General features: G+C 70.9%; 20 protein-coding genes. 17 read left to right on the top strand and 3 right to left on the bottom strand.

Annotation, left to right across the window (positions count from 1 at the left end; genetic code table 11):
- The 6 genes from M4J07_RS02830 to M4J07_RS02805 all read left to right on the top strand — a co-directional run.
- On the top strand, positions 1–931 hold a 931-nt coding region (locus tag M4J07_RS02830; RefSeq protein WP_255966738.1), incomplete at its 5' end, for an alpha/beta hydrolase.
- Positions 932–1,012: 81 nt separating this feature from the next.
- Entirely contained in the window at positions 1,013–2,422 is a 1,410-nt protein-coding gene (locus M4J07_RS02825) for a DUF6421 family protein (RefSeq protein ID WP_255966736.1), read from the top strand.
- Between the two features lie 26 nt (positions 2,423–2,448).
- Positions 2,449–3,213 (top strand): SDR family NAD(P)-dependent oxidoreductase, encoded by a 765-nt coding sequence (locus tag M4J07_RS02820; RefSeq protein ID WP_255966734.1) that lies wholly within the window; start codon positions 2,449–2,451, stop codon positions 3,211–3,213.
- Positions 3,210–4,280: a threonine aldolase family protein gene (locus M4J07_RS02815; protein WP_255966732.1), complete on the top strand. Its 1,071-nt coding sequence runs from the start codon at positions 3,210–3,212 to the stop codon at positions 4,278–4,280. Before M4J07_RS02820 ends, M4J07_RS02815 begins: the two co-directional genes overlap by 4 nt.
- Before the next feature lie 86 nt (positions 4,281–4,366).
- Entirely contained in the window at positions 4,367–4,966 is a 600-nt protein-coding gene (locus tag M4J07_RS02810; protein ID WP_255966730.1) for a transglutaminase-like domain-containing protein, read from the top strand.
- Positions 4,967–5,010: 44 nt separating this feature from the next.
- Positions 5,011–5,697: a B3/B4 domain-containing protein gene (locus M4J07_RS02805; RefSeq protein WP_255966728.1), complete on the top strand. Its 687-nt coding sequence runs from the start codon at positions 5,011–5,013 to the stop codon at positions 5,695–5,697.
- 1 nt (position 5,698) lies between these two features.
- Here the strand turns inward: M4J07_RS02805 and M4J07_RS02800 are convergent, their stop codons facing one another.
- Positions 5,699–6,427 carry a lysophospholipid acyltransferase family protein gene (locus tag M4J07_RS02800; protein ID WP_255966726.1) on the bottom strand — a complete coding sequence of 243 codons (729 nt, stop codon included), beginning with the start codon at positions 6,425–6,427 and terminating at the stop codon, positions 5,699–5,701.
- 239 nt (positions 6,428–6,666) lie between these two features.
- On the opposite strand from M4J07_RS02800, the gene M4J07_RS02795 reads away from it, so the two are divergent.
- The 5 genes from M4J07_RS02795 (at position 6,667) to M4J07_RS02775 (ending at position 11,261) form a co-directional block, all read left to right on the top strand.
- Positions 6,667–6,987 carry a TlpA family protein disulfide reductase gene (locus M4J07_RS02795; protein WP_255966724.1) on the top strand — a complete coding sequence of 107 codons (321 nt, stop codon included), beginning with the start codon at positions 6,667–6,669 and terminating at the stop codon, positions 6,985–6,987.
- A 254-nt stretch (positions 6,988–7,241) separates the two neighbouring features.
- Entirely contained in the window at positions 7,242–7,748 is a 507-nt protein-coding gene (locus M4J07_RS02790; RefSeq protein WP_255966722.1) for a flavin reductase family protein, read from the top strand.
- 223 nt (positions 7,749–7,971) lie between these two features.
- Positions 7,972–8,760 carry an electron transfer flavoprotein subunit beta/FixA family protein gene (locus M4J07_RS02785; protein ID WP_255966754.1) on the top strand — a complete coding sequence of 263 codons (789 nt, stop codon included), beginning with the start codon at positions 7,972–7,974 and terminating at the stop codon, positions 8,758–8,760.
- 59 nt (positions 8,761–8,819) lie between these two features.
- Entirely contained in the window at positions 8,820–9,782 is a 963-nt protein-coding gene (locus M4J07_RS02780) for an electron transfer flavoprotein subunit alpha/FixB family protein (RefSeq protein WP_255966720.1), read from the top strand.
- Between the two features lie 180 nt (positions 9,783–9,962).
- A complete protein-coding gene (locus M4J07_RS02775) occupies positions 9,963–11,261 on the top strand; it encodes a DUF6986 family protein (protein ID WP_255966718.1) in 1,299 nt (432 codons plus the stop codon).
- 432 nt (positions 11,262–11,693) lie between these two features.
- Here the strand turns inward: M4J07_RS02775 and M4J07_RS02770 are convergent, their stop codons facing one another.
- Positions 11,694–12,068, bottom strand: a complete 375-nt coding sequence (locus M4J07_RS02770) for an STAS domain-containing protein (protein WP_255966716.1) — start codon at positions 12,066–12,068, stop codon at positions 11,694–11,696.
- Between the two features lie 350 nt (positions 12,069–12,418).
- Here M4J07_RS02770 and M4J07_RS02765 point away from each other — a divergent pair, with 350 nt between their 5' ends.
- Genes M4J07_RS02765 through M4J07_RS02755 form a run of 3 tightly spaced genes read left to right on the top strand, consistent with a single transcriptional unit; the run spans position 12,419 to position 14,507 of the window.
- Positions 12,419–12,826, top strand: coding sequence for an STAS domain-containing protein (locus M4J07_RS02765; RefSeq protein ID WP_255966714.1), 408 nt, complete (start codon positions 12,419–12,421; stop codon positions 12,824–12,826).
- Between the two features lie 12 nt (positions 12,827–12,838).
- Positions 12,839–14,086 (top strand): hypothetical protein, encoded by a 1,248-nt coding sequence (locus M4J07_RS02760; protein ID WP_255966712.1) that lies wholly within the window; start codon positions 12,839–12,841, stop codon positions 14,084–14,086.
- Positions 14,079–14,507, top strand: coding sequence for an RDD family protein (locus M4J07_RS02755; RefSeq protein ID WP_255966710.1), 429 nt, complete (start codon positions 14,079–14,081; stop codon positions 14,505–14,507). The genes M4J07_RS02760 and M4J07_RS02755 overlap by 8 nt, the downstream gene beginning before the upstream one ends.
- A gap of 18 nt (positions 14,508–14,525) precedes the next feature.
- On the opposite strand, the gene M4J07_RS02750 is transcribed toward M4J07_RS02755, so the two are convergent.
- Positions 14,526–15,938, bottom strand: a complete 1,413-nt coding sequence (locus tag M4J07_RS02750; RefSeq protein ID WP_305127187.1) for an MFS transporter — start codon at positions 15,936–15,938, stop codon at positions 14,526–14,528.
- A gap of 165 nt (positions 15,939–16,103) precedes the next feature.
- On the opposite strand from M4J07_RS02750, the gene M4J07_RS02745 reads away from it, so the two are divergent.
- The 3 genes from M4J07_RS02745 to M4J07_RS02735 are packed head-to-tail and all read left to right on the top strand — an operon-like array spanning position 16,104 to position 20,254.
- On the top strand, positions 16,104–16,526 hold the full coding sequence (locus M4J07_RS02745; protein ID WP_255966706.1) for a DUF7144 family membrane protein: 423 nt from the start codon (positions 16,104–16,106) through the stop codon (positions 16,524–16,526).
- 3 nt (positions 16,527–16,529) lie between these two features.
- The gene (locus M4J07_RS02740) at positions 16,530–17,549 is read left to right on the top strand and encodes a polyphosphate kinase 2 family protein (protein ID WP_255966705.1); all 1,020 of its coding nucleotides are present in this window, start codon (positions 16,530–16,532) and stop codon (positions 17,547–17,549) included.
- Positions 17,546–20,254: a cation-translocating P-type ATPase gene (locus M4J07_RS02735; protein ID WP_255966704.1), complete on the top strand. Its 2,709-nt coding sequence runs from the start codon at positions 17,546–17,548 to the stop codon at positions 20,252–20,254. The genes M4J07_RS02740 and M4J07_RS02735 overlap by 4 nt, the downstream gene beginning before the upstream one ends.
- Positions 20,255–20,256 lie beyond the last annotated feature (2 nt).

Here is a 20,256-nt window from a genome sequence, read left to right as displayed (position 1 = left end):
CGTGGGCGGCGCGATCACCGACGCCGCCGAAGCCCGCCGGATCCTCGCGGCAGTGCCCACCTCCCCGCTGCCCGTACCCGCCGTAGGACACGTAGAGGACCGGCGGATACCCGGCCCGCCGGGCGCGCCGGAGATACCCGTGCGGATCTACGTCCCGGACGCCCCGGAGGGCACCGCCACGGCGCGCCCCGTCGTCGTGTTCTTCCACGGCGGCGGCTGGGTGCTGTGCGGGCTCGACAGTCATGACGCCACCGCCCGCGGACTGTGCCGCGACGCCGACGCCGTCGTGGTCTCCGTCGACTACCGGCTCGCCCCAGAGGCCCCCTTCCCGGCCGCAGTGGAGGACGCGTACGCCGCGCTGTGCTGGGTCGCCGGCCACGCGGCGCAACTGGGCGCGGACGCGGAGGCGTTGACCGTGGCGGGGGACAGCGCCGGCGGGAACCTCGCCGCGGTCGTGGCGCTCCTCGCCCGCGACCGGGGCGGCCCGCGCATCGCCCGGCAGGTCCTCGTCTATCCCGTGACCGACGCCCGCCAGACCTCCGCCTCCTTCGGCGCCAACGCCGCCGGCTACTTCCTCACCGCCGCGGCCTGCGTCTGGTTCCGCGAGCAGTACCTCGGGCCCGACGGCGACCCCGCCCACCCGCACGTCTCCCCGCTCCTCGCCGACGACCTCACCGGACTGCCGCCCGCCCACGTCGTCACCGCCGGCTGCGACCCGCTGTGCGACGAGGGCCGGGCCTATGCGAAGGCGCTCCGCGACGCGGGGACGGAGGTCACCGAGAGCCGCTTCCCGCGCATGTTCCACGGCTTCTTCGGTTTTCCCGAGCTCCTCGACGACGCCCGCCGGGCACGGGCCGATGTGGCCCAGGTCATCGTTTCAGCCGTGCGAGACAGGAAAAACGACGGTGATACCGGGGGTCGCGCAGGATAATTTTCGGAGTCTCCCCTTGTGGCGGAGAACCTCGCATGCATACGGTGTCCATACGCGAGGTTCTCCCGTGGAGGATGGGACATGACGGAAATTCTTGTGCAGGCGGGTGTGGAGGGGATCGTTCCTTCGGCCCAGGTGGCTGGCGACAGGGTGGTGGAGCACCCGGCGTGGCCCGTGCTCAAGGACGCCGTGGAGGAGATCAGGACCTGGCAGGAGAAGGACGGGTCCATCGACTTCGACGCCGAGGGCGCCCCCGCGATATCCACGGTCGAGCGGGCCGTGGACCGCGTGGTGTCCGCTGTGGAGGAGCTCGCTCCGCTGCTGCCGCACGACGCCGCTTACCACGAGGCGCTCGTCCGGGACCTGCGCGGCTGGGCCGACGGGGGCTTCGTGGTCCCCGACTTCCTGGACTCGCTGCTGGCCTTCCAGCCGGCCGCCCAGCGCCGTGACGGGCTCCAGCACCTGGTGCTGTTCCCGATGTACACGCAGAACGGCAACCCGGACCGCAACCTCGAAGCCGTGGTGCTGCGCATGGTGTGGCCCGACTGGCTCGCCGAGCTGGAGGCCACTCGCTACGACAACCCGCTGTTCTGCGGCATCACCTTCGAGGACTTCACCTCCGGGTACGACACGAACTCGGCGGTGCTCTTCCCTGAGACGATCGCCGTGCGCGAGGCGCCCGAGCGGTTCTCCTGGGGCGGCATCTTCTGCGACCGCGAGGCGGCCCGTTTCCGCCGGGTCACCGAGGCCGCCGTCGACATCCTCGGGCTCGAACTGCCCGAGGACATCAAGGAGATGGTCGGCGACCAGGACCGCTGCCAGCAGGCGTTCGTGCTGTGGGACATGGTTCACGACCGCACGCACAGCCACGGCGACCTGCCCTTCGACCCGTTCATGATCAAGCAGCGCCAGCCGTTCTGGATGTACGGCCTGGAGGAGCTGCGCTGCGACCTCACCGCCTTCAAGGAGGCCGTGAAGCTGGAGGCCGACGGCTTCCCGCAGGGCCGCGACGTGCAGTACGCCGTGCTCTTCGACCGGATGTTCCGCTTCCCGGTCACCGGTGAGCGCGTGCGCAACTACGACGGGCTCGGCGGTCAGCTGCTCTTCGCGTACCTGCACAAGCACGACGTCGTCCGCTGGACGGACAACAAGCTGCACATCGACTGGCAGCGCGCCCCCGAGGTGACGAACCAGCTGTGCGCCGAGATCGAGACCCTGTACCGGGACGGCATCGACCGCCCGAAGCTGGTGCACTGGTTCGCCGCGTACGACCTGGTGTCGACCTACCTCGCCCCGCACCCCGGGTCCCGCTGGGCCAAGGGCCCCGACGCCCTCGACGTGTCGCAGCCGCCGCGCAAACTGGTGGACGACGTGCTTCCGGACGAGTTTCCGCTGAGCATGTTCTATGAGGCCCTTTCGAAGAAGCTGAAGAACGTGATCGCCTCGACGAAGGGCATCACCGCGGTGGACGCCGAGCGGGTGGCCGCGTGAGCAACCCCGTACAGGAGGCGACTGTCATGACCGACACCACCGAAGTCACCAGGGACTCGCTGAGCGGTGCCGTGATCGCGGTCGCCGGAGCGGCGGGCCCGGCCGGCCGCGCCACGCTGAAGCGGCTCGCGGAGGCCGGTGCCACCGTCGTCGGCGCCGACGCGGACGCCGAGCGGCTCGCCGCCGCCGTCGACGAGGCGCGCTACGCGCACGGCGGCGCCACGGTCATCGGTGACACCGTCGACCTGCTCGACCTGCAGGCCACCCGTGACTGGGCGGGCCGGGTGGAGAAGGACTTCGGCCGGGTCGACGGGGTCGTCCACCTCGTCGGCGGCTGGCGCGGCAGCGCGAGCTTCGCCGAGACCGACCTCGCGGACTGGGAGCTGCTGGAAAAGCTCCTGATCCGTACCGTGCAGCACACCTCGCTCGCCTTCCAGGAGGGCCTCGGCCGCTCCGACCGCGGCCGCTACCTGCTGATCAGCGCCGCGGGCGCCAGCAAGCCGACCGCGGGCAACGCCGCGTACGCCGCGTCGAAGGCCGCCGCCGAGGCGTGGACGCTCGCCCTCGGCGACGCGTTCCGCAAGGCGGGGGGCGACGCCGGACCGCAGCAGGCGGCTGCGATCCTGGTGGTCAAGGCGCTGGTGCACGACGCGATGCGCGCGGAGCGCCCCAACGCGAAGTTCGCGGGCTTCACGGACGTCAAGGAGCTGGCCGAGGCCATCGCCGGCGTCTGGAACCGGCCCGCCGCCGAAGTGAACGGGACCCGCCTGTGGCTGACCGAGAAGCCGTGAACCCTCCCAGGACCGACGCCCGCAGGCACCACGACCCCACGATCAGGGGCTTCGCCAGCGACAACTACGCGGGCGCCCACCCCGAGGTGATGGCGGCCCTCGCCCTCGCCAACGGCGGGCACCAGGTCGCCTACGGCGAGGACGACTACACGGACCACCTCCAGCAGATCATCCGCAGCCACTTCGGCCCGACCGCCGAGGCGTTCCCGGTCTTCAACGGCACGGGTGCCAACGTCGTGGCGCTCCAGGCGGTCACCGACCGCTGGGGCGCGGTGATCTGCGCCGAGTCCGCGCACATCAACGTGGACGAGGGCGGCGCACCGGAGCGGATGGGCGGCCTCAAGCTGCTCACCGTCCCCACGCCCGACGGCAAGCTCACCCCCGAGCTCATCGACCGGCAGGCGTTCGGCTGGGACGACGAGCACCGGGCGATGCCGCAGGTCGTGTCGATCACGCAGTCCACCGAACTGGGCACGCTGTACACGCCCGACGAGATCCGGGCGATCTGCGACCACGCCCACGAGCGCAACATGGTCGTGCACCTGGACGGTTCGCGGATATCGAACGCGGCCGCGTCCCTCGACGTCCCGATGCGGACGTTCACGAACGCGGTCGGCGTCGACATCCTGTCGCTCGGCGGCACGAAGAACGGCGCGCTGTTCGGCGAGGCCGTCGTCGTCCTCAACCAGGACGCCGTGCGCCACATGAAGCACCTGCGCAAGCTGTCCATGCAGCTCGCCTCCAAGATGCGGTTCGTGTCCGTGCAGCTGGAGGCGCTGCTCGCCAAGGACCTGTGGCTGCGCAACGCCCGGCACGCCAACGAGATGGCCCAGCGCCTCGCCGAGGGCGTGCGCGCCGTCGACGGCGTGGAGATCCTCTATCCGGTGCAGGCCAACGGCGTGTTCGCCCGTCTCCCGCACGACGTGTCCGAGCGTCTGATGAAGCGGTTCCGCTTCTACTTCTGGGACGAGTCGGCCGGCGACGTCCGCTGGATGTGCGCCTTCGACACCCGTGCGGAGGACGTCGACGGCTTCGTCGCCGCCCTCAAGGAAGAGATGGCGCGCTAGCCGGGAACTCCAGAATCCTGCATAGGTATGCGATCGACCGTAAAGTCATTGACGCGCGGTCGGTCGCATTCCTATGCTCGCGTGCCATGCAGCTGATCCAGAACACCCCTGATCTCTCCGCCTACTTGGCGGCCGACGACGTCATCGACCATCACCATCCGCGCGTGCGGGAGACGGCCGCGCGGCTCGCGAAGGGCGCCGTCGATTCATATGCATACGCTCGGGCCGCCTATGAGTTCGTCCGCGACACCATCCCGCACTCCGCCGACAGCGGAGACCTGCGCGTCACCTGGCGGGCCTCCGACGTCCTGGAGCAGGGCACCGGCATCTGTCACGCGAAAGCGCACGCCCTGACCGCGCTGCTGCGGGCCGAGGACATCCCGACCGCCCTCTGCTACCAGCGGCTCGCCTATGACGCGGGCACGGGCTGGTGCGTCCACGGCCTGGTCGCCGTGCGCTTCCACGGAGCGTGGCACCGGCAGGACTGCCGGGGGAACAAGCCGGGGGTCGACGCCCAGTTCTCGCTCGACGGGGAGCGGCTGGCCTGGGTACCGGACACCGAGTCCAATGAGGTGGACTATCCGGTACTCTTCGATGTACCACATCTGGTGGTGCTCGACGTCATGCGCAGCGCGCCGGACCGCCCGTACCTCTGGGAGAACCTCCCCGACTCGCTCCCCCTGTGACTCGCCGAGCGACTCCCCGAGTGACCCCTCCGACAAGGCAGAACATGGCTCTCCGGCTCACCGTCTCCGACGACGTCCACGCACTCGCGCCCGGCTTCCACCACATCGCCATCGAGGCGTACGACCTCGTCAACACGCCCAGCACGGACGCCACGTCGGCCCTGCTCGACGACGCGGCGCGGCGGCTCGCCGAGCGTCTGGACGGGCGCGCGCCGCACGAGGACCCGCACATGGCTGCCTGGCGCGCGGCCTACACCGCGTTCGGCGCCAAGCCGAACCGGACCAGGAACTCCGCGGAGGCGCTGGCGAAGCGGGCGCTGAGCGAGGCGGGGCTGCCCCGCATCAACACGCTCGTCGACGTCTACAACGCGATCAGCGTCGCCCATCTGATCCCGGTGGGCGGCGAGGACCTCGACCGCATCGAGGGCGGCATGAGGCTCGTCCGGGCCACCGGAACCGAGGACTTCGTGACCATCGCCTCGGGCGAGCAGGTCGTGGACCACCCCGAGGCGGGCGAGGTCGTCTGGTGCGACGACGAGGGCGTCACCTGCCGCCGCTGGAACTGGCGACAGGGCCCGCGCACCTGCCTCGACGACACGTCGGTGAACGCCCTGTTCCTCCTGGAGGGCATGGGCGAGCACGCCGGACTGGCGGCGGCGGGCGCCGAACTGGCCGAACTCCTCGAGAAGTTCAGCCCGGGCGCCCGCATCACCGTCCACCCGGCGCAGTGACTCAGCCGGCCTCGGCGGCCTTGACCTCTTCGGGGGTCGGGGCCGTGCCGCCCAGGTGCGCCGGCATCCACCACGTGTCGTCCGGACCCTTGGGGCGCACGGGGTAGGCGCGCTGAGCGGCCTCCAGGAGTTCCTGCACGCGGCCGCGCAGCCGGCGGGTGATCGCCCCGGCGTACTGGTCGGACGTCGCCTCCATGGCCTCGCCCACCCGGATCGTGATCGGGATGTGCTGCCGCTTGAAGTTGCGCGGACGGCCCTTCGTCCACACCCGTTGCGTGCCCCACAGCGCCATCGGGATCAGCGGTACCCCGGCCTCCTGGGCCAGTCGCACGGCGCCCGTCTTGAAGCTCTTCAGCGTGAACGACTCCGAGATCGTCGCCTCGGGGAAGACCCCGACGATCTCGCCCGAGCGCAGGGACTGGAGGGCGTGCTGATACGCGTGCTCACCCTGCGAACGGTCCACCGGAATGTGCTTCATGCTGCGCATCAGCGGGCCGGAGATCTTGTGCCGGAACACCGACTCCTTCGCCATGAAACGGACGAGGCGCTTCTGCGGCAGGGCGGCGAGGCCGTCGAAGATGAAGTCCAGGTAGCTGATGTGGTTGCTGACCAGGACGGCACCGCCCGAGCGCGGAATGTTCTCCGAGCCCTTGCAGTCGATCTTCAGGTCGAGCGCCTTGAACATCGTTTTCGCGGCGCCGATGACCGGACGGTAGACGAGCTCTGCCATGGAGGGGGTGGACCCTTCTTAGTGCCGTGGGGAAGCTCTTCCGGAGGCTTTCCGGAGGAGCGGGCTCCCGGCGGTAAGTTACGCAGCCGTAGGTTTTCCGGCTTGCGCAGATCGTGCCCCAAGAACGGCCGGGTGACCAGTCCTGGTTCCGGCCGTGCGCGAGATCCTTGTCACGTCATCGGGAATCAGCGCGCGCGTTCGAGTGCTGCATCGAATGCGGCCTACGAAGGAGGAGTCAGGTGACCGTGGGTGAAGTGGCGCTCGACGCGGAGCAGTTGGGCGAGGAACTGGGGGAGCGGGCGACGCTCGTCCAGTTCTCCAGCGCCTTCTGCGCGCCCTGCCGGGCCACCCGGCGGGTTCTCGACGAGGTCGCCGCCATGGTCCCCGGTGTCTCGCACGTCGAGATCGACGCCGAGGCGAGGCTCGATCTCGTCCGTGAGGTGGGCGTCCTCAAGACCCCGACCGTCCTCGTCCTCGATGCCCGCGGCCGCGAGGTGCGCAGGGCCGCCGGGCAGCCCCGGAAGATCGATGTGATCGCCGCGCTCGGCGAGGCGGTCTGACGCCGTGCCACGGGGGACGGACCCGGCGGGTCCGGTGGGGTCAGGGTGCCCGGTGGGCCTGGTGACGCATCTCCCACATGACGGAACGCACTTGACTGCACGCGCCACGTATCGTCAGTCTGACCGTATGCCCTCGGAACTCCTTCTCTACCAGCGAGTCCATGTGGATCTCGCGCGCTGTTCGAGCGCCCGCTGTCCCGTCTCCTGACGCAGCCACGGATCCCGCTCGAACCCTCCTGCAGAAGGACAACTCCATGACGGCCACGCCCGATCTGCGCACCGCCCTGCCCGCCACCCCCGACCTGCTCCGCTCGGTCTTCCGGCAGCACGCGGCCGGCGTCGCGGTGATCACCGCCGCCGGTGCCGCCCCCGTGGGCTTCACCGCCACCTCCCTCACCTCGGTCTCCGCCGAGCCCCCCGTCATCTCGTTCGGCATCGGCCTGAACGCCTCCAGCTGGCCCACCGTCGCCGAGGCCGACCACGTCGGCGTGCACATACTCGGCGAGCACCAGGCCGACCTCGCGGGCACCTTCGCCCGCAGCGGCGCCGACCGGTTCGGCGCGTCGACCGGCTGGTTCGAAGGTCCCCAGGGTGTCCCGGTCCTCGACGGCGTGCTGGCCTGGCTCGTCTGCCGGGTCATCGCCCGGGTGCCCGCGGGGGACCACCGGATCGTGCTCGCGGAGGCGGTCTGCGGGGACCCGGCGGGAGCGGGGCGTCCGCTGCTCTACCACCAGGGGCGCTTCAACGCTCTGCGCGACTGAGAGTTCCTGTGCGGGGCGGTTACGGAGCGTTGGCAAGGTCACAGTTCAAAGCGCTTGCTTAGTGGGCATGAACTGGGTGTACTGACGAGTAACGTTTCGTTCGGAGCGCGGGCCGCCCCGACCGGAAGAGTCCGCTTCAGGCGCCTATGCTGCCTGCAGAAGACGTGGTCAGTTGCAGCAGCTGGGCCGCCCAGTAAAAGACGATTGCAGTAGGAGAGCCGGCGTGAGCTTGAGGATCGTTGTCACCGTGAAGTACGTGCCGGACGCGACGGGCGACCGGCACTTCGCCGATGACCTGACCGTGGATCGTGAGGATGTGGACGGTCTGCTGTCGGAGCTGGACGAGTACGCGGTGGAGCAGGCGCTCCAGATTTCCGAGAACTCGGATGACGATGTGGAGATCACCGTGTTGACGGTGGGTCCCGAGGACGCGAAGGACGCGCTGCGCAAGGCGTTGTCGATGGGTGCGGACAAGGCGATCCATGTCGAGGACGACGATCTGCACGGCACGGATGCGATCGGTACGTCGCTGGTGCTGGCGAAGGCGATCGAGAAGGCGGGCTTTGACCTGGTCGTGTCGGGGATGGCGTCGACCGACGGTACGGCGGGTATCGTGCCGGCGCTGGTCGCGGAGCGGCTGGGGGTGCCGCAGGTGACGCTGCTGTCCGAGGTGGCGGTGGCCGGTGGCACGGTGACCGGGCGCCGGGACGGGGATGCGGCCTCGGAGCAGTTGGAGGCGGCGCTGCCGGCGGTGGTGTCGGTGACCGACCAGTCGGGTGAGGCGCGGTACCCGTCGTTCAAGGGGATCATGGCGGCGAAGAAGAAGCCGGTGGAGTCCTGGGACCTGTCCGACCTCGACATCGAGGCCGAGGAGGTCGGTCTGGAGGGTGCCTGGACGAAGGTCGAGGCGGCTGCGGAGCGTCCGGCGCGCACGGCGGGCACGATCGTCAAGGACGAGGGCGAGGGCGGCAGGCAGCTCGCCGAGTTCCTCGCGGGCCAGAAGTTCATCTGAGCTTCAGTCGCCCCACTCATCCGCCCAACTTCTTTGTGATTGCAGGAGATTGAAGTCCCATGGCTGAAGTTCTGGTCTACGTCGACCACGTGGACGGTGCCGTCCGCAAGCCCACCCTGGAGCTGCTCACGCTGGCCCGCCGGATCGGTGAGCCGGTCGCTGTCGCGCTGGGCAACGGTGCCGCCGGCACGGCTGCCGCGCTGGCCGAGCACGGTGCGGTGAAGGTCCTCACGCATGAGGCCGCGGAGTACGCGGACTATCTGGTGGTGCCGAAGGTGGACGCGCTGCAGGCCGCGGTCGCCGCCATCGCGCCGGCCGCGGTGCTGGTGCCGTCCTCCGCGGAGGGCAAGGAGATCGCCGCCCGTCTGGCGCTGCGCATCAAGTCCGGCATCATCACCGACGCCGTCGACCTGGCGGCCGGCGCGGAGGGTCCGGTGGCCACCCAGTCGGTGTTCGCCGCGTCCTTCACCACCACCACCCGTGTCACCACCGGCACCCCGGTGATCACGGTCAAGCCGAACAGTGCCGCCGTGGAGGCCGCCCCGGCCGCCGGTGCGGTCGAGGCCCTGGAGGTGTCGTTCTCCGCGGCGGCGACCGGCACCAAGGTGACCGGCCGCACGGCGCGGGAGGCGACCGGGCGTCCGGAGCTGACCGAGGCCGCGATCGTGGTCTCCGGCGGCCGCGGGGTCAACGGCGCGGAGAACTTCGCGATCATCGAGGCGCTCGCCGACTCCCTCGGCGCGGCCGTGGGTGCCTCGCGGGCCGCGGTGGACGCCGGCTGGTACCCGCACTCCAACCAGGTCGGCCAGACCGGCAAGAGTGTCTCGCCGCAGCTGTACATCGCGTCGGGCATCTCGGGTGCGATCCAGCACCGGGCCGGTATGCAGACCTCGAAGACGATCGTGGCGATCAACAAGGACGCCGAGGCCCCGATCTTCGACCTGGTCGACTACGGCGTGGTCGGCGACCTCTTCGACGTCGTCCCCCAGCTCACCGACGAGGTCAAGACCCGCAAGGGCTGAACCCGTCCAGCAGTACCGCAGTGCTGTCGGGGCCGTGTGGCGTTCAACGCCGCGCGGCCCCGTCCGCGTTCCGGGACCCTGCAGAGGGACCATTGACGCAGGTCACCCGGACGGATAACTTCGCTATACGGATTGTTGATTCCGTGAAGCGGAAACAGTGAGCGTATGGAGGGTGCAGGAATGGGTCAGCAGGAGAAGGTGTCGACGAGCCTCGCGGGCGCGGTCAGCGAGGGCATCAGCGCCTCACTCGCCCCGGTCGACGCGGAACTCGCCCGGCGCTACCCAGGAGACCCCGGCACCCGCCAGCCCGTCCACACGGTCTACGTCCCCGGCGACGCCTTCGACGCCGGCACCATCCGCTCCTGGGGCGACCAGGCGCTCGCGCAGCTCGACGAGCACGCCCCGGACGCCGCGTCGTTCGCCGCGGTGCTCGGACTGGGCGACGAACTCGCCGAGCCGGTCTACAGCCGCGTACGGGCGAAGCTGGAGCGCGAGCCCGTCGAGGACCTCCGGGTCGACTTCGAGGACGGCTACCGGCCCGCCTCGTCCGCCGACGAGGACGAGACCGCCGCCCGAGCCGCCCGTCTCATCGCCGAGGCGTACGCGAACGGCACGGCGGCCCCGCACATGGGCATCCGCATGAAGTGCATGGAGGCCGCCGTCCGTGACCGCGGCATCCGTACGCTCGACATCTTCCTCACCGGACTCATGGAGCACGGCGGTCTGCCCGACGGGCTCGTCCTGACGCTGCCCAAGGTGACCTACCCGGAGCAGGTCACCGCGATGGTGCGGCTGCTCGACGCGTTCGAGAAGCAGCACGGTCTCGAGGCCGGGCGGCTCGGGTTCGAGATCCAGATCGAGACCAGCCAGTCCATCCTCGGCGCCGACGGAACCGCCGCCGTCGCCCGCATGATCGACGCCGCCGAGGGCCGCGCGACCGGTCTGCACTACGGCACCTTCGACTACAGCGCCTGCCTCGGCGTCTCCGCCGCGTACCAGGCCAGCGACCACCCGGCCGCCGACTACGCGAAGGCCGTCATGCAGGTCGCCGCCGCCGGTACGGGAGTTCGTGTCTCCGACGGCTCCACGAACGTGCTGCCCGTCGGCCCGACCGCCAAGGTCCACGACGCCTGGCGGCTGCACTACGGGCTCACCCGGCGCGCCCTCGCTCGCGCCTACTACCAGGGCTGGGACATGCACCCGGGCCACATCCCGACGCGCTACGCCGCCGTCTTCGCCTTCTATCGCGAGGGCTTCGCGCAGGCCGCGGCGCGCCTGTCCGCGTACGCGAACCAGGCCTCCGGTGACATCGCCGACGAGCCGGCCACCGCGAAGGCGCTCGCCGGGTACCTGCTGCGCGGCCTGGACTGCGGCGCACTCGACGTCGGTGAGGTGGCCCGGCTGACCGGTCTCACGCTGGCGGGCCTGGAGGGCTTCGCGGGGCCGCGCCGTGGTGACCTGACCGCGACGGCCGAGTGACGACGCCCTCCACGGTGGGAGCGGAACGGGGAGGTCCGCCGGAGGATTCGTGAAGCGTGCCGACCGTACCGTAGGGAATGCGGTGACATCGGCCTTAGAGTGGATGAAACCGGCGCCGGGCGGGGGGAGTTGGGCCGCCTCGGCGTTCCGGTACGCACGACCGCATGGACGGCCGTCGCCGGGGGCCAGGCCCGCACCGGCGACGGCCGACATGCGAGGCGTCCGGGCCCCCGGACACCTCGCAACCGTCCTCGAACGGCGGTCGGGGCTGCGGGAGTTGCCCCGGACAACACGCCGCGAGGGCGGGGCCGGGGTCGCGTTGTCGGCGTTGAACGCGGCTCCGGCCGCTGGGCTGGACCCGAGGGCAGGGGGCCGCTCACATTCTGCATATGCCGTCATAGTGATCGCCAGTGGGCCTCGGCGGCGGCCCGGTCAGGAGGCCTCCAGACGTCCTCCCGCGTCGAGCGCCTCCTCCAGAGTGGCCACGGGTGCGAACCGGCCCATCAAGTGGCCGGCGCGCAGGAGTCTCAGAGTCGTCTTCTGCGGGCAGACGAGCAGCAACCGGCCACCGCGCGTGCGGACGCGCTCCTCGGTCCGGCACAGGAGGCGCAGTGCGTAGATGTCGAAGAAGGCCACCGGGCTGAGGTCGATGATGACGATCCTGTCCCGGTCGAGGGTCGCGGCATCGAGCTCCGGCTCGATGCCTATGGCAGTGGCGATGTCCACCTCACCGTGGAACTCGATCACGCGGACTCCGTGGATCTCGCGAATCCGGATACGCCCTTCGGGCCATGCGCCTGACAGCATGGCGGTTCCCCTCGCTGAACCGGGCTCCGCCGGGGAAGTTCCGGGGAGCGGCGACGTCGGGTTCTGGCCACCGGGAGCAGGGGTGGTCGTGGATGGCCAGCGTACGGTTCTCGCCGGGCGCACATGACAGAAACATGTGGCAAGGACGCGATTCCCCCACTCGTACGGGCTTCAACCTGGCATCTGCGTAACTGAGTTACGCAAAAGGGTGTAAGGGAGACGGCGTCCGTGGCGGGGCCGAACGGCCCTTCTCCCGGGCCGGTCGGCCCCTCGCGGGGCACGGGCCGCGGCGCGACCCTGCCCGTCCGTCCGGCCGGTCATGTGCCGGGCGGTCATGCTCGGGGGGAGCCATGACGTGGAACGTGCTGAGGGTGCGGTCGCGTCGTCCCGTGCCGTCCCGCTGGGAACGTACTCCGGTGCTGGTGCGGCAGTTCGACGGCTGCGTGGTGATCGAGGTCTGCGGGGCGATCGGCCCCGCCAGGGAGGCGCAGCTCGGCCGCCTGTTGCACTGGGCCATCCGGCCCGGTGGCACCGGGGTCCTGGTCGACCTGCGCCGCGCCCCGGAACTCGGTGTCAGCGGCATCAGCGTGCTGCGGCTGGCCGGAGAACTGGCGCGGCGGCGCGGCCTGCCGTTCGGCTACCTGGGGCCTGGTGATCCGCGCCGCCCGCACGAATTCCTGCCGGTCCGGACGAGGCCGACGGCGTTGCCGCCCGCCGGGTCACCCGCTGCGGAGGATGCCTCGGCCGTGACCGGTTGATTCGGTCGGCCAATGACGCAGCAGGACGCGGGCGGACCGCTGGCCTTCGCCGTCCGAACCACCCGCTCGGCCCGGCATGCCCTCGGGGCGCTGGTGGGCGACGTGGTGGGGGCGGCCCTGTGCCCGGTCGTCGAGGCGGTGCTCCGGCGGGTCGATCTGGACGTGGTGCTGGACCGGGTGGACCTGGACGCGATGGTGGACCGGGTCGACGTGGACCGGGTGGCGGACCGGGTCGACGTGGACCGGGTGGCGGGCCGGATCGACGTCGACCGGGTCGCGGATCGGGTGGACGTGGACCGGGTCGCAGGCCGGGTGGACGTCGACCGGGTGGCGGACCGGGTCGATGTGAGGCGGGTCGCCGAGCGTATCGACGTCGACCGGATCGCCGATCGCGTGGATGTCGGCCGGGTCGTGGCCCGGGTGGATGTGGACGGGATCGCGGACCGGATCGACGTGGAGCGCATCGCGGACCGGATCGATGTGGACCGGGTTGCCGAGCGCATCGACGTGAATCGGATCGCGGAGCGGATCGACGTCGACCGGATCGCTGAGCGGATCGATGTGAATCGGATTGCCGAGCGGATCGACGTGGACCGGATCGCCGACCGGATTGACGTGGACCGGATTGCCGAGCGGATCGATGTGGACCGGATTGCCGATCGCATTGACGTGGACCGGATCGCCGAGCGGATCGATGTGGACCGGATCGCCGACCGCATTGACGTGGACCGGATTGCCGACCGGATCGATGTGGACCGGATCGCCGACCGCATTGACGTGAATCGGATTGCCGACCGGATCGATGTGGACCAGATCGCCGACCGCATTGACGTGGACCGGATCGCCGCGCGGATCGACGTGGACCGGATTGCTGAGCGGATTGAGGTCGACCGGATCGCTGAGCGGATCGACGTCGACCGGATCGCTGAGCGGATCGATGTGAATCGGATCGCCGAGCGGATCGACGTCAATCGGATCGCCGAGCGCATCGACGTCGGGCGGATCGTCGAGCGGGTCGATGTCGATGTCATTGCCGGGCGCGTAGACGTCGATGCCGTGATCGCTCGGATCGATCTGGTCGGGGTCACCCGTGGTGTCGTCGCGGAGATCGATCTGGGGCGGATCGTGCGGGACACCGGTGGCGGGATGGCTGCCGAGAGTGTGGATGCCGTGCGGTGGCTGGGGGAGCGGGCGGACCGGCGGGTGAACCGGGTGGCCGATCGGCTGTTGGGGCGGGGCACGGGCGGACGTGGTGAGTGACGCGGCCGGGATCGTGTCGCGGGGGGTCGCGGCCGTGGTGGACGTCGGGGTGCTGGCCGTGGTGGGCGTCGTGCTGCACCTGGGCGTGGGATGCGCGGTGTTCGTCGTGAGCGGGCCGCCGTTCCGGGTGCCGCAGCTGCCGGGCTCGGTCGCCGGAGTGGCCGCGTGGGTGCTCGCCGTGGGGTACTTCGGCGGGTCGTGGGCGGGCGTCGGGCGGTCGCCCGGTGGGCAGTTGATGGGGTTGCGGGTCGGTGACCGCGCCGGACGGACGCTGGGGCTGCCGCGTGCGCTCGTGCGGGCGGCCCTGTGCGTGACGTTCCCGATCGGGCTGTGCTGGATCCCGTTCAGCAGACGCCACGCCTCGCTCCAGGACCTGCTCGTGGCCAGCGCCGTGCGCTACGACCGCCCGGCCGGTGACTGACCGCCGTCCGTACCGGGCTCACCCGTGCTGGGTGGGAGGCGGGGTCCTGGGCAGCCGGGCCGCCGCCCACAACCCGCCCAGTCCGACCACGGCGAGTACCACGAGGGCCACCATGTACGGGCCCACCGCGGGATCGGCGACCAGGATGGTGCCCGCCAGCGCGGTGCCCACCGAGGAGCCGAGGTTCGACACGCTGCGGGACAGGCCGGAGATCTCGCCCTGGAGCTCCTCGGGGAAACTCGACTGCACCACGTTGACCGAGGGCGTCAGCATCAGACCGACACCGAGGCCGATCACCAGCAGGCCCGGCACGGCGCTCCACGCGCTCGGAGAGGTGTCGGCGAGGGCGATGAGGAGGCCGATGCCGCACACCGTCACGGCGAACCCGGCCATCACGAGCGTGCGTTGGGCCCGCCGCTTCGCGAAGCGCTCCGCACCGAGGGAACTGGCGAGCAGCCCGACCGTGGACGCGGTGAAGACCACGCCGGTGCCGATCGCGCTGTATCCGCGGACGACCTGGAGGTACGTGGCGACGACGAACGACAGGCCCATCAGGATCAGCCACTGGACGTTCTGGGTGATCAGACCGAGGTTCGACGTGCGGTTGTGGAACAGCGCCATCGGCAGCAGGGGCTGACCGCCCCCGCGCTCCTTCGCCCGGATCCAGACGAAGAACCCGGTCAGGAACAGGGCGCCGCCCGCCAACAGGCCCACCGCCAGCCAGACGTTGTCGTCCGTCGCGAGGATGCCCATGACCAGGAGGGCCAGACCGATCGCCGAGAGCGCGGCGCCACCCCGGTCGAAGCGGCGCTCGGGATCCGGCGGCAGCGGATCCCGCACCCGCCGGGTCAGCACGATGATCACCGCCACCACCAGGGCCTGGAACACGAACGCGGCCCGCCAGCTGATCGCCGACGTGATGAGCCCGCCGAGCAGCGGCCCGGTCGCGGCACCGATCCCGGCCATCCCCATGATCGCCCCGAAGGCCCGTGCCCGGTCCGAGGTGTTCGTGAACACGAGGGTCGTCAGGATGTACACGGGCGGGATGAGCAGCGCCGTCCCGACGCCCTCCAGGACCGAGTTGCCGAGGATGAGCACACCGAGGCCGGGCGCGGCCGCGCTGAGCAGGGCACCGACCCCGTAGATGCTGAGACCGACGACCAGGCACCGCTTGCGGCCGTAGCGGTCCGAGAGGATCCCGCCCGGGATCATCAGCGCCGCCATCACCAGCAGGAAGGCGGTGATCGCGATCTGGACGCCCTGCACCGTGGTGTCCAGGTCCTCGCTGATGTCCTTGATCATCACGGTCATGTTCGAACCGGCGAAGCTGCAGACGAACTGGGCGAGGGCGAGCGGTGCGAGCACCTCGCGGGGCCAGCGGCGAGCCGGCCCGCCGCGGTCCGCTCCGTCGGGGATGGACGGCACGGTCATCGTCTCGCCTCCGATCGAGGGCCTGGGCCGGACGACGCACAGGGTCGCGGGCACCCCGTCCGCGGTCGTCACCCCCGGAGGGTGACGACCGGGGCCCGCGCCCGGGGCGACACTCGTCGGCGCAGCGGTGCCATCGGCACCCTCCGCAGTCAGGGAGGACCTGTCATGACCACCTCGGACACCACCCACCACCGGCCGGGAACCGCCAAGGCGGCGGCCGCCGGCGGACTGACGATCTTCGCGGCGGTGATGCTCTTCATCACCGGAACCATGGGCTTCTGCCGGGGGCTCATGGCCGTCCTGGAGGACAAGGTGTTCCTCAGGACTCCTGAGTACGTCTTCGAGTTCGACCTGACGAGCTGGGGCTGGATCCACCTGATCCTCGGTGCGATCGCCGTGGTCGTCAGCTTCGGCCTGTTCGTGGCGATGAAGTGGGCGCGGGTCTGCGGCGTGATCATCGCCGGACTGCTGATCATCGCCAACTTCCTTTCGGTTCCCTACTACCCGCTGTGGTCCCTGACCCTGATCGCGCTCAACGGCTTCATCATCTGGGGCCTGTGCGCCGTCAAGCGGGACACCCTTTACTGACCCATGAAGGCCAAGGGCAAGAACAAGGGGAAGGGCAAGGGCGAGGACCGGAGGGCCGAGCGGATCGCGGAGTTCATCGCGCCGCTGCGGGTCGAACCCGGGTCGAAGGTGAACCTGGCCCGGGACTTCGACCCCGCCCACAAGGCGGGCGTGAAGAACCGCAAGCAGGGCGAGGAACTGCTGCGCGGCGGCACCCTCCTGCTGGCCGACTACCAGCGCAGGCTCGCCGCCGACGGCAGCCAGGGCGTCCTGATGTGCCTCCAGGCGCTGGACGCCGGCGGCAAGGACGGCACCATCCGGCACGTCATGAGCGGAGTGAACCCGCAGGGCGTGGCCGTCGCCGGGTTCAAGGTGCCGTCCGCCGCCGAGCTCGGTCACGACTACCTCTGGCGCTACGCCGCCCGGCTGCCCCGGCGTGGCGAGATCGGCATCTTCAACCGCTCCCACTACGAGGAGGTCCTGGTGGTCCGCGTACACCCCGAACTCCTCGACCGCCAGCGGCTGCCCGGCAAGGGCCAGGGCAGAAAGGCGTTCTGGCGCCGCCGCTTCCGGGAGATCAACGACTGGGAGCGGTATCTGACGGAGAACGGCTTCCACGTCGTCAAACTGTTCCTCAACCTGTCCAAGGAGGAGCAGCGCATCCGCTTCCTGAAGCGGATCGACGTGCCGGACCGCAACTGGAAGTTCTCGGCGGCCGACGCCCGCGAACGCACCCGGTGGGACGCCTACCAGCACGCGTTCGACGAGATGCTCTCCGCCACCAGCACCCCGTGGGCGCCGTGGTATGTCGTGCCCGCGGACCACAAGTGGTACGCGCGGATCTGCGCGGCCGCCGTGCTCGCCCACACCCTGATCGGGATCGATCCGCGCTACCCGGAGATCGGGGCCAAGGCGATGCACGAACTGGAGCTGGAGAAGCGGCAGTTGGAGGAAGAGGCGCCGAGCGGTGCGGCCGCCGACCCGTACGCGCTGTCCGCGGCCCGCCGCGCCCGGCGGCACGGCGGACGGAGGCGGTCCCGGTGACCGCGCAGGCGCCCGGCCGCGCCTGGTACGCGCGCCCCGCCGAAGCCGTCGCCGGGGAACTCGGCGTCGACCCGGCCGTGGGACTCAGCGCCGAGCGGGTCGCCGCCCGGCTCGCCGAGGACGGGCCCAACGCCCTGCCCGAGGAGCGTCCGACGCCCGGCTGGCAGCGGTTCCTCGGCCAGTTCACCTCGTACATGCAGATGATCCTGGTCGGCTCCGCCGTCGTCTCCCTCGCCGTCCAGGAGTGGGGCACCGCGGTGGTGCTCCTCGCGCTGACCGTGCTCAACGCGGTCATCGGGATCCGGCAGGAGGGCAAGGCGGAGAGCGCCATGAACGCCCTCAAGGCGATGACCCGGGCGACCGCGCGCGTGCGGCGCGACGGACGGGAGGCGGAGATCCCGGCCGCGGACGTCGTCGTCGGAGACGTCGTGCTGCTCGCCGCAGGCGACGAAGTCCCCGCCGACGGACGGCTCGTGGAGACCAGCGCCCTGCAGATCGACGAGTCCGCGCTCACCGGCGAGAGCGTGCCCGTCGCCAAGGACGCGGCAGCGGTACGGGCCGAGAGCCCGGGCCCCGCCGACCAGACCGACATGGCGTTCATGAACACCCCGGTCACCCACGGCAGCGGCGTCCTCGTCGTCACGGCCACCGGTGCCGCCACCGAACTCGGCCGGATCTCCGGCATGCTGACCACGACGAAGCGCGAGATGTCGCCGCTCACCCGGGAGCTGAACCGGCTCACCCTGTGGATCGTCGGCGCGGCCGGGCTGACCATGGTCGTGATGTTCGGCCTCGGCCGCGGCCGGGGCGAGCCGTGGGACGCGCTGTTCGTCAGCGCCGTGTCCCTGGCCATCGCCGCCGTCCCCGAGGCCCTGCCGACGGTGACGCAGACGATCCTCTCGCTGGGCGGCCTCGACCTGGCACGCCGGCACGCCATCGTGAAGGACCTGCCGTCCGTGGAGACCCTCGGCTTCACCTCGGCCGTGAACTCCGACAAGACCGGCACGCTGACGATGAACCAGATGACCGTCGTCGAGGTCGTGGACGCCTTCGACCGGTACACCGTCTCGGGCGGCGGATACGGCCTGGAGGGGCGGGTCCACCACGCCGCCGGCGGCTCGCCGAGCATCGACGAAGCGATCCTGCCCTACCTCGTCGCCAGCGACGCCGCCCTCGTCGACGGCCGCGTCGTCGGCGACCCCACCGAGGGCGCCCTGCTGGTCCTCGGCCACAAGGCGGGCCTCGACGTGGCCGCCACCCGGGACCGGCTGCCGCGGCTCGCCACCCTGCCGTTCGACCCCGCGTACAAACTCATGGCCACCTTCCACGAGGCCCGGGACGGGAGGGGCCGGCCGGTCGTGCGCTGCTTCGTCAAGGGAGCGGCGCCGGCCGTGCTGGCGCGCACCGCCACCGCCCTGTCCGGCGGCACGGGCATCCCGTTCGACGCCGGGCTGCGGCAGCGGGCCGAGGACGAGGTCGAGCGGATGGAGCGCGCCGGCCGCCGGGTGATGGCCGCCGCCACCCGGGACATCGAGCCCGCCGCGTTCGCCCCGGGCGCCGAACTCCTCGACCTGGTCGACGCGTTGCAGGTGACCAGCCTCGTCGGCATGGTCGACCCGCCGCGCCCCGAGTCCCGTGACGCCGTGGCCGCCGCGCAGGCCGCCCACATCCGCGTCCGCATGGTGACCGGCGACGACGTCATCACCGGCGCCGCCGTCGCCGAGCAGATCGGCATCGGGGGCGAGGCGATCCTCGGCGCCGACTTCGCCGCCCTGCCGGAGGAGGAGCGGCTCGCCCGCGTCGACCGCATCGGCGTCGTCGGCCGGGTGGCGCCCGAGCACAAGGTGCTCCTCGCCGAGACGCTGAAGAAGAAGGGCGACGTGGTCGCCATGACGGGCGACGGGGTCAACGACGCGCCGGCCATCAAGGCCGCCGACATCGGCATCGCCATGGGCTCCGGCACGGACGTCGCCAAGAACGCCGGACGGATGATCCTGTCCGACGACAACTTCGCGACGATCGTCCACGCGGTCGAGCAGGGCCGCAAGATCTACGACAACCTCACCAAGTACATCCGGTTCGTGCTCGTCCTGCTCGTCGTGTTCGTGCTCACCTTCCTCGGCGCGACGCTGTTCGACATCGCCGGCGGCGAACCGTTCACGCCCGCCCAGGTGCTGTGGATCCACTTCGTCGTCAACGCCGCCTTCGGCTTCTCGCTCGGCTTCGACCGGGTCAGGAGCGGACTGATGACCCGGCGGCCGCGACCGCGCGGCGAACCCGTGATGACGCCCGCCCTGATGCTCACCGTCGGGCTCGCCGGCACCGCCGTCGCCGTCGGACTGCTCTGCCTGATCCAGCTCGGCGCGACCCGCTACGACGACGTCCGCGTCGGCAACTCCATCGCGTTCGCCTCGTTCGCGCTCTGTCTGATCGTCGCCGCCCTGGAGTGCCGCAGCGAGACCGGCACCGTGCTGACCACCGACACGTTCGACAGCAAGCAGCTGAACTGGACGATGCTCGGCGAGTTCGTGCTCGCCGTCCTCGTGACCCAGACCGACGCCTTCAACCGGCTCCTCGACACCACCCCGCTGCGGATCGGCCAGTTCGGCTGGGCCCTGCTGCCGCCGCTCGCCCTGCTCGCCCTGTGGGAGCTGGGCAAACTCGCCGCCCGCAGGCGCCGGGCGACGTCCGCAGAGCCGGGGTGAGG

This window comes from Streptomyces longispororuber (genome assembly GCF_024448165.1).
GTDB lineage: Bacteria > Actinomycetota > Actinomycetes > Streptomycetales > Streptomycetaceae > Streptomyces > Streptomyces longispororuber_A.
Note: the sequence above shows the minus strand (reverse complement) of the source record. Positions and strands in the feature narration are given on the sequence as shown.

Excerpts from the sequence above, each read along its gene's own strand:
- M4J07_RS02825 (WP_255966736.1), top strand. The coding sequence starts at position 1,013 with ATGACGGAAATTCTTGTGCAGGCGGGTGTGGAGGGGATCGTTCCTTCG.
- M4J07_RS02820 (WP_255966734.1), top strand. The coding sequence starts at position 2,449 with ATGACCGACACCACCGAAGTCACCAGGGACTCGCTGAGCGGTGCCGTG.
- M4J07_RS02810 (WP_255966730.1), top strand. The coding sequence starts at position 4,367 with ATGCAGCTGATCCAGAACACCCCTGATCTCTCCGCCTACTTGGCGGCC.
- M4J07_RS02805 (WP_255966728.1), top strand. The coding sequence starts at position 5,011 with ATGGCTCTCCGGCTCACCGTCTCCGACGACGTCCACGCACTCGCGCCC.
- M4J07_RS02800 (WP_255966726.1), bottom strand. The coding sequence starts at position 6,427 with ATGGCAGAGCTCGTCTACCGTCCGGTCATCGGCGCCGCGAAAACGATG.
- M4J07_RS02790 (WP_255966722.1), top strand. The coding sequence starts at position 7,242 with ATGACGGCCACGCCCGATCTGCGCACCGCCCTGCCCGCCACCCCCGAC.
- M4J07_RS02780 (WP_255966720.1), top strand. The coding sequence starts at position 8,820 with ATGGCTGAAGTTCTGGTCTACGTCGACCACGTGGACGGTGCCGTCCGC.
- M4J07_RS02775 (WP_255966718.1), top strand. The coding sequence starts at position 9,963 with ATGGGTCAGCAGGAGAAGGTGTCGACGAGCCTCGCGGGCGCGGTCAGC.
- M4J07_RS02770 (WP_255966716.1), bottom strand. The coding sequence starts at position 12,068 with ATGCTGTCAGGCGCATGGCCCGAAGGGCGTATCCGGATTCGCGAGATC.
- M4J07_RS02765 (WP_255966714.1), top strand. The coding sequence starts at position 12,419 with ATGACGTGGAACGTGCTGAGGGTGCGGTCGCGTCGTCCCGTGCCGTCC.
- M4J07_RS02760 (WP_255966712.1), top strand. The coding sequence starts at position 12,839 with ATGACGCAGCAGGACGCGGGCGGACCGCTGGCCTTCGCCGTCCGAACC.
- M4J07_RS02750 (WP_305127187.1), bottom strand. The coding sequence starts at position 15,938 with ATGACCGTGCCGTCCATCCCCGACGGAGCGGACCGCGGCGGGCCGGCT.
- M4J07_RS02745 (WP_255966706.1), top strand. The coding sequence starts at position 16,104 with ATGACCACCTCGGACACCACCCACCACCGGCCGGGAACCGCCAAGGCG.
- M4J07_RS02740 (WP_255966705.1), top strand. The coding sequence starts at position 16,530 with ATGAAGGCCAAGGGCAAGAACAAGGGGAAGGGCAAGGGCGAGGACCGG.